At 58.4% G+C, this 14,358-nt stretch carries 13 protein-coding genes and 1 pseudogene; 9 read left to right on the forward strand and 5 right to left on the reverse strand.

What is annotated here, in order from left to right; genetic code table 11:
• Nucleotides 1–180 precede the first annotated feature (180 nt).
• From ACN2TU_RS19295 to ACN2TU_RS19315, 5 genes are all read left to right on the forward strand, one after another.
• Nucleotides 181–1,587, forward strand: coding sequence for a DUF4397 domain-containing protein (locus ACN2TU_RS19295; protein WP_435157628.1), 1,407 nt, complete (start codon nt 181–183; stop codon nt 1,585–1,587).
• A gap of 512 nt (nt 1,588–2,099) precedes the next feature.
• On the forward strand, nt 2,100–4,415 hold the full coding sequence (locus tag ACN2TU_RS19300; RefSeq protein ID WP_435157630.1) for a hypothetical protein: 2,316 nt from the start codon (nt 2,100–2,102) through the stop codon (nt 4,413–4,415).
• Between the two features lie 174 nt (nt 4,416–4,589).
• Entirely contained in the window at nt 4,590–6,371 is a 1,782-nt protein-coding gene (locus ACN2TU_RS19305; protein WP_435157631.1) for an asparagine synthase-related protein, read from the forward strand.
• 449 nt (nt 6,372–6,820) lie between these two features.
• Complete coding sequence (locus ACN2TU_RS19310; protein WP_435157632.1) at nt 6,821–7,063, forward strand: hypothetical protein; 243 nt, start codon at nt 6,821–6,823, stop codon at nt 7,061–7,063.
• A gap of 11 nt (nt 7,064–7,074) precedes the next feature.
• Nucleotides 7,075–7,245, forward strand: coding sequence for a hypothetical protein (locus tag ACN2TU_RS19315; protein WP_435157845.1), 171 nt, complete (start codon nt 7,075–7,077; stop codon nt 7,243–7,245).
• Between the two features lie 17 nt (nt 7,246–7,262).
• Here the strand turns inward: ACN2TU_RS19315 and ACN2TU_RS19320 are convergent, their stop codons facing one another.
• Entirely contained in the window at nt 7,263–8,984 is a 1,722-nt protein-coding gene (locus ACN2TU_RS19320; protein ID WP_435157835.1) for a helicase HerA domain-containing protein, read from the reverse strand.
• Nucleotides 8,985–9,238: 254 nt separating this feature from the next.
• Here ACN2TU_RS19320 and ACN2TU_RS19325 point away from each other — a divergent pair, with 254 nt between their 5' ends.
• From ACN2TU_RS19325 to ACN2TU_RS19340, 4 genes are all read left to right on the forward strand, one after another.
• Nucleotides 9,239–10,261 carry an NAD(P)/FAD-dependent oxidoreductase gene (locus ACN2TU_RS19325; RefSeq protein ID WP_435157634.1) on the forward strand — a complete coding sequence of 341 codons (1,023 nt, stop codon included), beginning with the start codon at nt 9,239–9,241 and terminating at the stop codon, nt 10,259–10,261.
• 217 nt (nt 10,262–10,478) lie between these two features.
• On the forward strand, nt 10,479–11,204 hold the full coding sequence (locus tag ACN2TU_RS19330; protein WP_435157635.1) for a winged helix-turn-helix transcriptional regulator: 726 nt from the start codon (nt 10,479–10,481) through the stop codon (nt 11,202–11,204).
• A gap of 115 nt (nt 11,205–11,319) precedes the next feature.
• On the forward strand, nt 11,320–11,517 hold the full coding sequence (locus ACN2TU_RS19335) for a DUF7835 family putative zinc beta-ribbon protein (RefSeq protein ID WP_435157636.1): 198 nt from the start codon (nt 11,320–11,322) through the stop codon (nt 11,515–11,517).
• Nucleotides 11,469–11,669 carry a hypothetical protein gene (locus ACN2TU_RS19340; protein ID WP_435157637.1) on the forward strand — a complete coding sequence of 67 codons (201 nt, stop codon included), beginning with the start codon at nt 11,469–11,471 and terminating at the stop codon, nt 11,667–11,669. Before ACN2TU_RS19335 ends, ACN2TU_RS19340 begins: the two co-directional genes overlap by 49 nt.
• 124 nt (nt 11,670–11,793) lie before the next feature.
• Here the strand turns inward: ACN2TU_RS19340 and ACN2TU_RS19345 are convergent, their stop codons facing one another.
• The 4 genes and pseudogenes from ACN2TU_RS19345 to ACN2TU_RS19360 form a co-directional block, all read right to left on the reverse strand.
• The gene (locus ACN2TU_RS19345; protein WP_435157638.1) at nt 11,794–12,237 is read right to left on the reverse strand and encodes an SRPBCC family protein; all 444 of its coding nucleotides are present in this window, start codon (nt 12,235–12,237) and stop codon (nt 11,794–11,796) included.
• 45 nt (nt 12,238–12,282) lie between these two features.
• Nucleotides 12,283–12,609 (reverse strand): hypothetical protein, encoded by a 327-nt coding sequence (locus ACN2TU_RS19350; protein ID WP_435157836.1) that lies wholly within the window; start codon nt 12,607–12,609, stop codon nt 12,283–12,285.
• 33 nt (nt 12,610–12,642) lie between these two features.
• A pseudogene (locus tag ACN2TU_RS19355) lies at nt 12,643–13,641 on the reverse strand (serine hydrolase domain-containing protein); the annotation flags it as partial.
• Nucleotides 13,642–13,890: 249 nt separating this feature from the next.
• Entirely contained in the window at nt 13,891–14,325 is a 435-nt protein-coding gene (locus ACN2TU_RS19360) for a DUF192 domain-containing protein (protein WP_435157639.1), read from the reverse strand.
• Between the last annotated feature and the right edge of the window lie 33 nt (nt 14,326–14,358).

Genomic DNA, 14,358 nt, shown 5'->3' on the forward strand with positions numbered 1-14,358 from the left:
GTCGCAGTTGATTCCACCATCACCTCCTGATTCTAGCGACAGAAAGCCAGTAAACGTCGAATTGTATCTCTCAGAGTGCTGTTGATAGTCTTCGTATTTTTACCCGAGAACAAACTGACCGAACTAGTTGGGTATTTCTGATTTATTACAGCCGCCCCATCACCAGAACGGGGAGATTCGATGCAAACAACCCGACGTGATACAATAAAAACCATCGGCGGCGCAGGCGTTTTGACAATGCTCGGCGGCAGTGGCGTGGCAGCCGTCGTCGGTGCCGACGACCACCAATCGGACAGCAACGATTCGAAAACTGACGGGGATTCGAAAATGGCGAAAGTGCGTGTCGCCCACGCCTCGCCTGACGCCCCGAACGTGGACGTATGGGTAGATGGCTCGAAAGCCCTCTCCGATGTCCCGTTCAAGACAGTCAGCGACTACCTCGACGTTCCAACCGGAACCCGGACGGTGAAAATCACCGCCGCAGGTGACCCGAGCACCGTCGCCTTCGAGGGCGATTTGACCCTCGAAGCGATGACCTACACGGTCGCCGCGGTCGGCGAGCTGACCAGCGAGGATACCGAGTTCAAGCCGTGGGTGCTTCAAGACGATACGAGTACGACCGAGGGCAAAGCACGAGTTCGACTCGTTCACGCCGCCCCTGATGCGCCAGCAGTTGACGTGACCGTGATGGACGGCGAGACGACCCTGTTCGATGGCGTCGCCTACGGCGAATCCAGCGACTACCTCGAGGTCGAACCGGGCCAGTACACCCTCGAAGTCCGCGGCGACACAGATTCGAACGACGGCGACGTGGCGGCAACCTTCGACGTAACTCTCGAAGCAGGTACCACGTACACGGCATTCGCCGAAGGCTACCTGACGCCCGACGACGAACCGGCGAGCGAGATGTTCGACCTCGTGGTCGCACAGGACTCGGTGAAGGGTACGGATGACACGGAAGAGGACATGATGGACGCGATGGTTCGCGTCGCCCATGCTTCGCCTGACGCGCCGAACGTGGACGTGTGGGTGGACGACAAGAAAGTCCTCTCTGACGTACCGTTCAAGGCAGTCAGCGACTATTTGAGCCTAAAACCCGGAACGTACACGGTGAAAATCACCGCCGCAGGCGACCCGAGTACGGTTGCCTTCGAAGGCGACGTGACGGTGGATGCGATGGCCTATACGGTCGCCGCCGTCGGTGAACTGACCAGCGACGACACGGAGTTCAAGCCATGGATTCTTGTGGACGATGCGTCCCCGAGCGACGACATGGCTGCCGTCCGTCTCGCACACGCCTCACCGGACGCCCCGGCAGTTGACGTGACCGTGATGGACGGGAAGAAGAAACTGTTCAGTGACGTGGCCTTCGGCGAGGCGAGCGATTACATGGAAGTTCCTGCCGGAAGCTACACGCTCGCAGTGTGGCCCGCGGAGGACGCAGGCTGTGAACCGGTTGCGACGTTCGACGTGGAAGTCGAGGGCGGAAACGCATACACTAGCTTCGCTGAAGGCTACCTGACGCCCGACGACGAACCCGACTGTGATTCCTTCGACCTCGTCGTCACGGAGGACGCGACGAACTAAGCTGTCGTCATACATTCATTTTTGACGACGGTCATAAATCACACTTATTGTGTTCCGAATCACTTGATATCATGGTTCGATTGGTAGATTATTCCGAAAATAGCGGAGGTACGATTACGTTGTCATAGTTGATATGTTCGATACTTCACCACCGGCCTTCGGAACTTCTGAGCATCGGTCGATTACTATTTCCCACTGAGCGATACTATCGCTCGATACGCTTATTTCCACGACGTGAGTTCTCATGGACTTCGCGACGATTGGATTTCCTATATCGACGGAGATTTCTTGCTTTAGTGGTTCCCTCTTCGGTTTCGACGAATACCTCTCGGTCATTCTACAGTCATTTTCGTTACTTCTGGTGAACGTAATTAACACTATACTGGATTGAAATCGGTTTCCGATGACATAGCGTGTCGAGCGGCGTCGCCGCTACACAAGACCATGATTTCCACACCGAAAGCGGTTCGTATTAGACAGCGAACAGAAATTCGAACTGGACAGGTGGTACAATGTCCATAAGCCTGAAGCAGAGTATCGTCGTCATTATCACAGTCCTGTTAGTTGCCGGAACGAGCGTTCCGCTCGTAGCATTCGGACAGTCAGACGACGTACAAACGGGAGACGCACCGAATTCGGAGCAACTCTCATCGCCCGCACCGGTTGATGAACTGCACTCGTTAGAAGCCCCGAAAAAGATGAGTCTCGGTCTTCAGCAGACCGAGAACCAAACGACACAAGCTGGTAACGAAACAACGGACAACGCAACGCAAGGCAACGAAAGCCAGCAAGCAGCCCTCAACGGGGCGCAACAAGGTGTCGAGGAAGCAATCGACGCGGGAGTCGAGGTGAGTGACGCGGAGCGAGAGGCGGCAATTTCGGGTGCTGTCAACGGTGCGCTGGAGAACTCGGACGCGAGCCCCGACCAGCTCGAAGCGGCGGCACAGGGAGCGGCTTTCGGTGCTCTCTCCGGGGCCGGGAACGCGACAGCGGATAACGCGTCCACTGGTAACGAAACGACCGCCGATAACAACACCACGACGGCTTCGCGTCTGGCGTTGAATCAGGTGAATCAAAGCGTCGACATCGACGTCATCCAGGCCGCCGCCGCCGGTGGAGCACAGGGTGCAATCAATCAAGACGTCGATATCGACGTGATTCAAGCTGCCGCGACTGGTGGAGCACAAGGTGCCATTAACCAGGACGTCGACATCGACGTCGTCCAAGCTGCCGCCGTCGGTGGAGCCGAGGGAGCCACGCAAGGTGCGGTGGATCAAAACGTGAGCATTGGTGTCGTCCAAGCCGCCGCCGTCGGTGGAGCAAAGGGTGCCACACAAGGTGCGGTAGACCAGAACGTCGACATCGACGTCGTTCAGGCTGCTGCGGCCGGTGGAGCACAAGGTGCAATTAACCAGGACGTCGACATCGACGTCGTCCAAGCCGCTGCGGCCGGTGGAGCACAAGGTGCAATCAATCAAGACGTCGACATCGACGTTGTCCAAGCCGCCGCAGTCGGTGGAGCCGAGGGAGCGACACAAGGTGCGATAGACCAGGACGTCGACATTGACGTCGTCCAAGCCGCCGCAGTCGGTGGTGCCGAAGGAGCCACCCAAGGTGCGATAGACCAAGACGTTGACATCGACGTCGTCCAGGCCGCCGCCGCCGGTGCCTCCCAGGGCGCAATCAATCAAGACGTCGATATCGACGTCGTCCAAGCTGCCGCCGTCGGTGGAGCGCAAGGCGCAATTAACCAAGACGTCGATATCGATGTCGTCCAAGCTGCTGCCGCTGGTGGAGCCGAAGGTGCTGCGCAAAGTGCAGTGGATCAGAATGTCGATATCGACGTCGTCCAAGCTGCTGCGGCCGGTGGAGCACAGGGTGCCACACGAGGTACGGTGAACCAAAACATCGATATCGAAATCATCCAGGCCGCCGCCGCCGGTGCGGCACAGGGTGCGGTGACCCAAAACGTCGATATCGAGATCATCCAAGCCGCTGCGGTCGGTGCGGCACAGGGTGCGGTGACCCAAAACGTCGATATAGAAATCGTTCAGGTGGCTGCTGCTGGTGCGGCACAAGGTGCCACGCAGGCAGCGGTGAACCAGAACATCCAAATCAGAGTCATCCAGACTGCCGCGGTCGGTGCGGCTGAGGGTGCGACACAGGGTGCAGTGAACCAAAACATCGATATCGAAATCATCCAGGTTGCTGCTGCTGGTGCCGCCGAGGGTGCAGTGACCCAGAACGTTGACATCGAAATCATCCAAGCGGCCGCTTCCGGCGCAGCACAAGGAGCGACACAGGGTGCAGTGAACCAAAACATCCAAATCAGAATCGTCCAGGCTGCTGCGATCGGTGCCGCCGAAGGTGCCACGCAGGCGGCGGTGAACCAGAACATTCGAATCAGGATTATCCAAGTAGCCGCACTCGGGAGTGCACAGGGTACCCTCGACGCGGCTGCACAGAACCCCGGCCTAACGCCAGAAGAGGCGCAAGCCGCGGCGAACGGTGGAGCGACTGGTGCGGTCGAGACGGCAGCAGTCAACCAAAACATCAGCATCCGAGTCATCCAAACCCTCGCGGGTAACGGTGCTGAGGAAGGTGTCGCCGCAGCAGCCGCCGGGGCGAGCATCGAAGAAATTCAGAATGCCGCAGAGCAAGGTGCACAGGAGGGTACGGCGACCGGAACTGAGGCTGGAACGCAGACGGCGGAGCCACAGCCAACCGAACCGGAACCGCAACCGACTGAACCACAGCCGGAACCGCAACCGACTGAACCACAGCCGGAACCGCAACCCACGGAACCGCCTGCCAACGCTACCGGATAACAGACAGGTCGGTACCATCGGGTTCAACCGCTCTTTTTTAAACTAAAGATGACGCTCACCGTCCGAACAGGCGCACCCAAACCGATTTTTGTCATCCTACGATTTGCCGCAAGTGTCGCCTAATTCGGCTGAAGGCGTCTCATAACAATATAGGCAGTCGTGAACGTGTCTGCTATGCCCGGCGTAACTGGTGGTACTGTCAGTAGTCGATCTCTCGGTGAGATGTTCGACGCAATGGACGATGAGACGTGGTACGAAACCGCCGAACTGTCGGCAGGCGACTGCCGACTCGGCCTCGTTCACCACGGCGAGCGAGACACAAATGGGTGGACGACGTGGCGAGACGGAAATCGTGTCGGCGTGCTTCACGGCGTGGTGTCGAACCGCGCGGAACTGGGGCTTTCGACCGCCGAAATCTTCGAGCGAGTGCTTTCTGCCCCCGACCGCACGCTCCCGGAACTCAGCGGACCATTCTTGCTCGTCGTCGCCGATGAAAACTCTACCATCCTCGCAACCGACAAAATCGGCACGCGACCGTGCTACTACTCGACGGTTCACGGCTTCCTGTTCGGTAGCGAACTCAAATCGCTCGTCACACAACTTCACGACCCTCGGGTGGACGAACGAGCCGTAAGCGACATGCTGCACATGGGGTACGTGTTTGGACGGAAGACGCTCGTGAGCGACATTCGCTCGCTTCGACCCGCCTCGTATCTGCGTTACGAAAACGGTAACGTCGAGACGAAACGATACTGGCAACCCGACTTCGGCATTGCGTCACCGGAGGGGTACGTCGATGAAGCCGTTCGTCGCTATCGGCGGGTCGTCAGCAACGTCGCGGACACCGTCGACGGACAGACAGGGGTGTGGCTTTCCGGGGGACTCGATAGCAGGACGCTCGCCGCCGCCCTAAAGGACGAAATCGGCCCGATTCAGACGTTCACCTACGATAATTCTGCGACGCAGGAAGACCGAATCGGTGCGGAACGCGTCGCCAAGTCGCTCGAACTTCCGAACCAATTCTACGACTACTCCGCCGATGAGTTCGTGGATGCCATCGAACGCGGCGTGGATATCATGGACGGAATGTTACAGTGGTCGTTTTTCGTCAACCTGGCTCCATCGTTGAACAGCGTCTCCGGACAGGTGGACGTGTTGTTCGAGGGAAGCAGTCAAGGCGAGTTTTTCGGCGATGTGATGTATCGGTCGTATCTCACCGGCAAACAACCGGTCGATGCCCTCTCCGCCCTGAAAAGCCAGTTGGCCCCGGCTGACGTACAGAACCTCCTCACCGCCGATATCTCGCCCAATCAATCGTTGGGACGCGTGGTCGAACGAAGCACGCAACCCCAGCGCGAACACAGAACGCTCGATGCGCTTTGGGAAATTTTTGCGGACTCACATTTCCGCTCGAACCGTCTCTACCGGAGTCAAGCCGGAACCCGCGTTCCGTTCGCGGATGGTGAATTCATGAACCACGTCGCACGGATGCCGTACGACCGCTACCGAATCGGGTCGATTCCGGGCACCCGCGGTAGGATTCCGTCCGCCGTCGCGCCGCTCAAGCTCGAAATCGCCCGTCGGGTCGCGGGCCCGGCGGCGAACGTCCCGTACAACCGAACGAAGCGTCCGCCAACCTCTCCCCTCGCCCTGCATGCCGCAGGGTTTGTCGCGGACAACGTCAAAAAACGGATGCTCGGACAGACGACGTCGCAAATGGGTCTCTGGTACAGAAACGATTCTACTATGCGAAGCTTCATCGACGAACTTCTCGACGATGCGTGTGACCGCGACATCTTCGATTCGAATGCGGTGCGCGACCTCCAGCGCGACCATTTGGATGCACGAGCGGATCTCATCAAACCGATTTCGGCGCTGACGACCCTCGAACTGTGGATTCAAAAGCACCTCGACGCGCTCCGCCCGTCCGCTGGCCAGCGTGTTCCGGTGCAGTAATTTGGATAGTATTTAAGTTTTTGATTTCACATTGAATCCAGATAGGAAGCTTCAAGAACGACCGATTTGACCCTCTGAATGCATGGCATGCGGCAAGCGGCGCGCGAAATTCTCGGTAGCTAGCTATCGAATCTGATGCACTCTGTATGGGGAAACCGGAGTATCCCGAGGGAGAAGACATTTATAACAATTATCTGTCAGCAACGATGATACACTCCACATGGAGCGGTTTTCACAACAACTGCCATCGTAGTTCGCCCCAACGGAACCATCGAAACGCGAACAACAGCGGTGGGGAACTCCGATGGACTGCCCTAGTAACAAACACCCACTAGTTTTGATAATTATTAGATATCCTCGGCTTTTGTTGTGGTATCTGATGCCTCTATCGGTGTCTGACAAAAATTTATTATCCTTGCGGCAACACTGGCGACACAGGCTGGTCACGCGTGGACCGACGAACAAACGACAAACAGACAACTGAAACATCCCAAAATCACCGGAACACACTCGTCCTTCCGCTGTTGGGCGTCTGCTGGCTCGCGTTTCTCGGCTACTCCGAACTTCACGGTGACGGAGCGAACGTCGATTTCGTCGCCATGACGCTCGGTGCCGGATTGATGGTAGCGGGTGTGTTTCGGTTCCTTCGTACTACCGCTGAGACGGAGGAACAACCGAAAGAACGAGGCTAACGCGCGCCGTAGTGTCGTCGATGAACGTCGGCGTGTTTCTCCTCGTCGAGTTTCTCGTCGCAGTCGTCTTTCTTTCCGTCGGCGGGATTCTCATCTACCGCTGTCGAGCCTCCGGGGAGTGGCGACCACGGGAACTACGCGATGCGGAGCACGAGGCGGGAATCGAGGACAAGTGGCGCTGAGCGAATGATGCTCTCACCTACTCTCGCCACTGGCTGTGGAGTTCGGTGTTGTGCGCTCGCTCGTCGGGGTCAGTAATGATTTCGACCATCCCAGTTCGGTCGAGAGCGTACCGTCGTGTTGCGTCACGCGTCGCGAGTGACCGACTTCTCAGTTCGGCGAGGAGGCTCTGTATCTGCTCGACGGATGCGGTCACTTCGTTCGCAATCTCGTGAACTGTCAGCGGGCCGTTTGCCGCGAGCGCGGCGATGATATCCCAACAATGGTCGTCGTTACAGAGCGATTCCCTGCGCGCCGCTTCGATGCGAACCACTACGGGGTCAGCGTTCGCCAGCTCCACGAGGGATGCCGTGTCAGAAATCGACTTTTGTGAGTCTTCGTTCCCGAGTTCGTAGCCGCGTTGGCGGAGTCGTTTTCGGTAGGCTTCGACCGGGTCGTCGCCGTCGTCCGCAAACTCTTCCGTCGTCTGTTCGATTTCCCGTGTCTCCGTTTCCGATTCCGCTTCGGATTTCGATGGTATCGATGCTTCCGGTTCTTCCGACACGACTGAAGTATCCGACGCTTCCGTCGTGTTCAGACGGTCGTTCTCCTCGTTCCGCTCGAAGGCGTTCAAATCCGTCTGTTCGTCCTCTAGCTCCGTAATCCGCGCTTCGAGTTCGCGGATTCGCTCGTTTTTCTCCCGCAGCCGTTGTTCGAAATCCTCCGGTCCCCCCACGTCACCATGGGCGAGAGCGTTCGCCATCTTGCGCGCGGCGGCAGACACGTCGCGGGCAGTTTGGAGTTCGTTTTCCAACTCTGCAATCCGTTCACCCTTGCGCTCCAGTTGGCTTTCGAGTTCCGCGACTCGATTGTGTTCTTGCTCTTGGAGTTCGGTAATCTCCTCCAAATCCCCCATCAACGCGTCGCTGACCGATTTGAGCTCCGGACGCTCGAAATCGTCCAACCCGGGCGTCGCCCCCGCGTCGAACGTCTGCTTGCGGTTGAACTGTACACGTCGGATGCCACCGTCGGTCCAATCGGTCTGGACGAACCCCTCCCCTGCGTTGAGGTCGGGAACCGCATCACCGTACTCGTCGCCGACGATTCGGCTGACGACTTTGGTGTCGTTCTCCCACGTCAGCCGATGCCAGACCAGCCAGTTCGCCTGTGTGATGAAGTCCTTTTTCACGTCGGCAGGACGCTGGCTGATACCCATCACGCCCAGGCCGTGTTTTCGCCCGCGCTTGCCCACCTTGATGAGCATCTTTCCGGTTTCGCCCATTCCACCACCCTCGGGAATGTACTCGTGGCACTCTTCGACCACCAGCAAGAACGGCTTTTTCAGCTTCTTCTCCTTGGCGAACAGGTGCCGTGCGGTCTCGCGGATGAGTTCGTCCGCTTCGTCATCGTCCAGATACCCCGATACGTCCACGATGATTGGAACGTTCTGTTCGAGTGCGAGTGATGCGATTTTCTCGGCGTGTTCGGCCCCGACTTGGATGTCACACTCCTCGTCGGCCCCGGCGTGGAGCAGTTCGTACTCCTCTTTGAGGCCGTAGTACTCACCGTCCGCGTCGATGATGGCGACCGGGTAGCCAGCATCGAGCAGTTGCTCGACGACGACTGACGCGGTGTTCGACTTCCCTGACCCCGATTTTCCGGTGACGAACCCGCGTCCCGTTAGGATTTCGACCACGGGAATCGACACCTCGGTGTCGTCGGCGACGAGGTGGCCGACTGGTAACTGCTGTTCGTTGTCCATCTTCTTGCATGCTGAATTCGACAGGGATTCCTTGAATTTTTGCATCACTCGTCGGACAACTGACTATTGGCATCGAACGGAACTTGTTCCGTCCTCTGAGATACATTCTCGCCCGCCGATTCGGTTCCGAAAACACTCTCGAAACGACGCTCCGCCACAACCGCTTTCCTTTCGGCATCCGAATCTCTGCCAGTGAATTTTCATGCCGATACCAATGAACGAGACACCCATCGAAGACGTGGGGGTGACCTAACGTGAGTCGCGTCGCCGTCGTCGGTGCCGGCGTCGCAGGGCTCGGTGTCGCCTACGCGCTGCGCGACAGCGCCGAAGTCACCCTGTTCGAGCGAGCCGAACGGGTCGGCGGCCGTGCCGCCACGCGCGAGCAGGGATGCATCTACGACACCGGCGCGAACTACATCAAGGGCAACGACGAACGAGTTTCCCGCGTCATCCGCGAACTCTCGGACGGGCTGGTCGAGGTCGAGGAGCCGGTATGGACGTTCGATGCGGACGGCGATATTTCCGAGGGACGCGACGAGGACACCCCGAAATGGACGTATCGTGACGGTATCGAAACGCTCGGTGAACGCCTGCTCGATGCAAGCGGGGCGACGGTTCGAACCGACACCCGAATTGCGGGACTTCGACGGGATGACGATTGGTTCATCGAGGACACCGACGGTCGCGAATTCGGGCCGTGGGACGAACTCGTCTTGACGCCGCCAGCACCGATTACTGCATCCCTGCTGAACCTCGTGGAGTGGGACGATGACCGACGACAGGAACTTCGCGAACACGTTGGACACGTTCCCTTCCGAACGATACTTTCAGTCGCGCTTCATTACCCGTTCGAACTCGACCGACCCTACTACGCGCTGGTGAATACGGACAAGGAACACAATATCGGCTGGGTAGCACGGGAATCCTGCAAACCGGGTCACGTTCCGGCGGGTGAGAGCCTCCTCGTCGTCCAGATGGCTCCCGACTGGTCGGCAAAGCATTACGACCACGAGGATTCGGAAATCGCCGTCGCGGTTGCCGACCACACCGCAGACCTGTTCGCCGACCACGCGCTCGCGGCGCCGGACTGGTACGACGTTGTTCGCTGGCGCGATGCGCTTCCGGATTCGGGTGCCAATGAAGACGTTCTGCGACGGGCAGAGGAGACGAACCTTTGGTTCGCTGGCGATTGGGTAGCTGGTGACGGTCGAGTTCATCGCGCGCTCGGTTGTGGCCTCGATGTGGGCGACCGAATCCGTGAGGAACAAACCCGGTAATTGGCGGCCTTTTCCCATCCAGTTTCGTAGTTCAAGGAACCGTGCCGGACGTCGCCGTCCCTGTCACGCACCGAACGAACATTGCACAGCTGTTTTACGTTGGTGTTGGACTCTCTCCGGCATTCGTTCGCAGATTCGACGATGAACCGCACCGAAAGAGCGATACTCGTCCAAGACACAGACCCTCTCTCAGACCGCTCCGAACCGACACAGTATCATGAATCCACACGTCCACCGAGCCATCGTGACGCTCGTCGTCCTCCTCGTGGCACTGACCGTGCCGTTAGGATTCGTGCTTCCCGTGAGCGCGAACGTCTCCGCTCAGCATCCGGCACCAGCAGACCACTCCAGCAGTGACCCCCAAACCATCGACGTTTCGACGACATCGAACGTCCCCGGCAATCCGTACGCAGGAGTTATCCTCGCGTCCACGGAGTACGTCGAACCCGACTCGATGGTCGGCGCGAGCTCCGTCGGAAGCTACAGTCGGTACGACAGTTCGAATCCACTCGATAACGGGACTCGCGCGACGATTCACGACGCCGTGAACGACGAACCCGGCCAGTCTCTCTCCGGACTCAGCGACCGAACCGACATTCCCCGCTCGACGATTCGCTATCACGTCCGTATCTTGGCGGAGGAAGGCTTGGTCGAAACCGCGATGGTTCGGGGGAAACACCGCGTCTATCCGGCCGAAAACGAGAATCCTGCACTGTCCGCGTCGCTCTCCGACGATTCAACGGCGACACTGCTCGACGCGATTGCCAAGGATGAACCGGCCAGCGTATCGTCACTCGCTGAGGCGCTCGACTTGACACCGGGCACCGTTTCGTACCACCTGGAACGACTCGCGGACGACGAACTCGTCGAACGCGAACGTGTCGGAAACGCCGTCGTCACGACGCTCCCAAACAGCGTTCGTGACGTTATCGACGCCGATTGAAACGGTTTCGAGAAACTGGTCAAAACCTCCTTTTATCTACTGTCGAAGGGTGTACCCGGGGAAACGCAACTGGCACTTCCTCGAAACCGCTGACGCAACCAAACGACACAAAACCATGATCACCCGAGATTCAGGCCTTCGAGACCGAACGGAGGAGTGTTCGGCGTGCCGACGACGAACCCAACATCAGGTCAGTATCGAGGTACGTGCAGAGAGCGAGGGAAAGAACGCGGCGTTCTCACGCGAACCCTACCGAGTCACGGAATGTTTGGTTTGCGGGGAGACGACGAACACACGGATGAACAACGCCTGAGTCGACGATTCGGACTTCGGCGATTCAATGCCGCGTTCGTCACTCACGACGAACTCGAAGTCGTCGTGACGCTGCTCACGGATGATACCGGAATTGGCGTCAAACAGTATCGACTCGCTTTTTTATACTTTTTCCTGATTGCCATACAGTAACTATCGGTGCCCGAGTGCGTTCGGTCATGTCACTCGTCTTTTCCGTCGGCGACGGCGTGGCGGGATGCGCTGGAAAGGTTACTTCCTCGATGAGAATTTGGCGGGAGATTCCGAGCAGTCGTTTTCACGCCGATTCTCGAGCGAATCGACGCTCGGCGCGCGACTTGAGCGCCCGATTCATCGCTTCGTAGCTCCGGTGGACATCGTTCGGAACGACGAACGGGACGAGCAGTCCCGTAAGTCGTTCGCGGTTGCTGAATCGCGTTCGGTCGTCGCCGAGCGGTTCGAGGTCGAACGTGTGCGTGCCCTCGAACAACCGCGGGGAAAACACGGTACCAACCCATTGGAGTCGGCGAAACGAGTCGATTGTGGCAACCGTCACCGTCATCGTCCGACTGCGAGATTCGGACTGTCGAACTCGAATTTCGACGGTCGAACCCTCACGAAGTCCACCGGACGCATCCACGATATGTGGGTTCCATTCGTGATACGCAGAGAGGTCGGTGAGAACGTCCCAGACGAGACGCGGTGGCGCGTCGATTTCCGTCTCCGCTAATATCTCTCGCATCGTACCATGTTCGCTTTCTGAATCGATGAAGATGATGCTAGCTCGCTACCCCCGATGCAGTCGCCAGCGGTCGTAAAAGCAGTCGAATCCGGAGTTCGTCTCCGCGAACTTCACGGTTCGTTTCTCGCCCTTGGGCAAAATCGTATAGAACTCCCCGTTCTCGATATCCTTCGTCTTCGGAATCAGGGTTTCGCCGGAACCGGAGTACGGCCCCTCGAATGCGATTCGGAGAACTTCACCGTCCCGCGAGACGGTCGCACGCTTGACACCACGGTAGGATTCGTACTCGCCGGTCAACTCGTCAAGCCGTTTCCGGCGAGCGAAAAACGGCGTGGGTTTCTCGGGGTTGGCACCGAGGAGGAGCGCGAGCACACCCTCACCCAATGCTGAGAGACCGTGGTCCGGTGCGGTGTTTGCCGCAAGCGCAACGCCGAATCTCCCGTCTTCGAGAAAGCCGACGTAGGACGACGACACGCCGAGCGAGCCGCTGTGACCGACGACCGTGCTGTCTTCGACTTCGCGTCTTCGCCAGCCGTATCCGTACGGTCCGATCTCCGTTTCCACGTGTCCAGCGTGCATCACATCGAGCGAACTCCGCGAGACGAGACTCGTTCCGTCGAATTCGCCCTGCATCTGGAATCGAAGGTAGTTCGCCAGGTCGCGCACCGAACTCAGCAGGCCACCGGGTGCGTGGCTGAGTTCCTTGATGGGAAGCGGCGTGGGTTCCGGGGAGCCGTCGTCCAGAATGTAGGGTGTCATCGTGTTTTCGTCCGATTCGAACCGCTCGGCATGGAACGTTCAACGTTCCATGCCGAGCGGTTCGAGGATTTCCTCCGTGGCGTACGCCTCGAACGAACGCCCCGAACAGGCTTCGATGATTTCGTCGAGAAGCATGTAGCTGCCGTTGGAGTAGAAAAATCGCTCGCCGGGGTCGGCGGCGATTTTATCCGTCGCATTTCGGACGTGGAAGTGGAAATCGTCCCGGTCTGCCATCGGAATCTCGATTTCTTCGAGTCCGGCTCTGCGGGAAATGAGCATCTCGCTGACACCGAGTGAAGGGAGTCCCGATGAGTGAGTCAACAGGTCGTGAATCGTAGCCCCGTTCAACTCGAAGGGGATGTGGTCGGCCACCGAATCCGTCACATCGAGTTTGCCGGCCTCCTGCAACCGCATGATGGCGAGAGCGACAAACGACTTCGTGACGGAGGCGACTCCGTACAACGTGTCGGCGGTTGCAGGTCGATTGGTCGTCAAATCCCGCGACCCGAATCCATCCGTGAAAACCAGTTCGTCGTCGCGCACCACGGCGACGCTCAACCCCGGAACGTCATTGGTGGTTTGCCACTCCACGAGAAGCGATTCGACTGCTCTCTGGTCGATATCCGTCTGCTCCGAATCGGCCATGGGCGTGAGTTTCTCCCTCTGAGACGATAAAACCAACTCGGGAGGGTTTCACTTTCACTCTGCTCTGGTGAACTATTTACTCCTCACCTTCGAAGCGCGGGACATGAGATTGATGCGCCGACTCGGGGTGAATTCGGAATCGGTACCCGACCCCGTGTATAAATGCGAAGGGTGTGACAATTCGTTCACAGTTCGCTATCAGGTTTGCCCCGAATGTGGTGGGTATACCATCGAGCGGAACGACTGGGATTAACGAACGACGAGTTCGTCACCCGGTTTCACGTCCTTCACAAGACCGACTGGAAACTCGAACACTGCGTCTCCCTCCCCACGCCCAACCCCCGTCCAGGGCTTCAATCGGACGACACGCGTCACCAGTCCGTGTTTCGTCCACACGATATCTAGCGAGAGCGGTGTCATCAGCGTCGATGCGCGGCGGTCGGCAACCGAGTCGAAATCGAACACGAGCGCACAATCATCACGGAGACCGAGGCGGACGAGTCCTCTCATTCGCGACCCGAACGAATCCATCCATTTCCCGTGTTCGGTGAGCGTTCGGTCGGTTCCGTCTCGTCGGTGAACGACGCGCATGATTCGTTTATCCTCCCCGTCGCTCTCGAACGTTTCGGCGGACACTGCACAGTGCCGACCGGTGAACCGATCCGTCGTGCTGTGGCTTTTCACGCTCGTTGGGTTGTGTCGAACGACTCTGGATTG

Source organism: Haladaptatus marinus, from assembly GCF_051194195.1.

Coding starts and splice junctions, on each gene's coding strand:
- ACN2TU_RS19295 (WP_435157628.1), top strand. CDS start 181: ATGCAAACAACCCGACGTGATACAATAAAAACCATCGGCGGCGCAGGC.
- ACN2TU_RS19300 (WP_435157630.1), top strand. CDS start 2,100: ATGTCCATAAGCCTGAAGCAGAGTATCGTCGTCATTATCACAGTCCTG.
- ACN2TU_RS19305 (WP_435157631.1), top strand. CDS start 4,590: ATGCCCGGCGTAACTGGTGGTACTGTCAGTAGTCGATCTCTCGGTGAG.
- ACN2TU_RS19320 (WP_435157835.1), bottom strand. CDS start 8,984: ATGGACAACGAACAGCAGTTACCAGTCGGCCACCTCGTCGCCGACGAC.
- ACN2TU_RS19330 (WP_435157635.1), top strand. CDS start 10,479: ATGAATCCACACGTCCACCGAGCCATCGTGACGCTCGTCGTCCTCCTC.
- ACN2TU_RS19335 (WP_435157636.1), top strand. CDS start 11,320: ATGATCACCCGAGATTCAGGCCTTCGAGACCGAACGGAGGAGTGTTCG.
- ACN2TU_RS19340 (WP_435157637.1), top strand. CDS start 11,469: ATGTTTGGTTTGCGGGGAGACGACGAACACACGGATGAACAACGCCTG.
- ACN2TU_RS19345 (WP_435157638.1), bottom strand. CDS start 12,237: ATGCGAGAGATATTAGCGGAGACGGAAATCGACGCGCCACCGCGTCTC.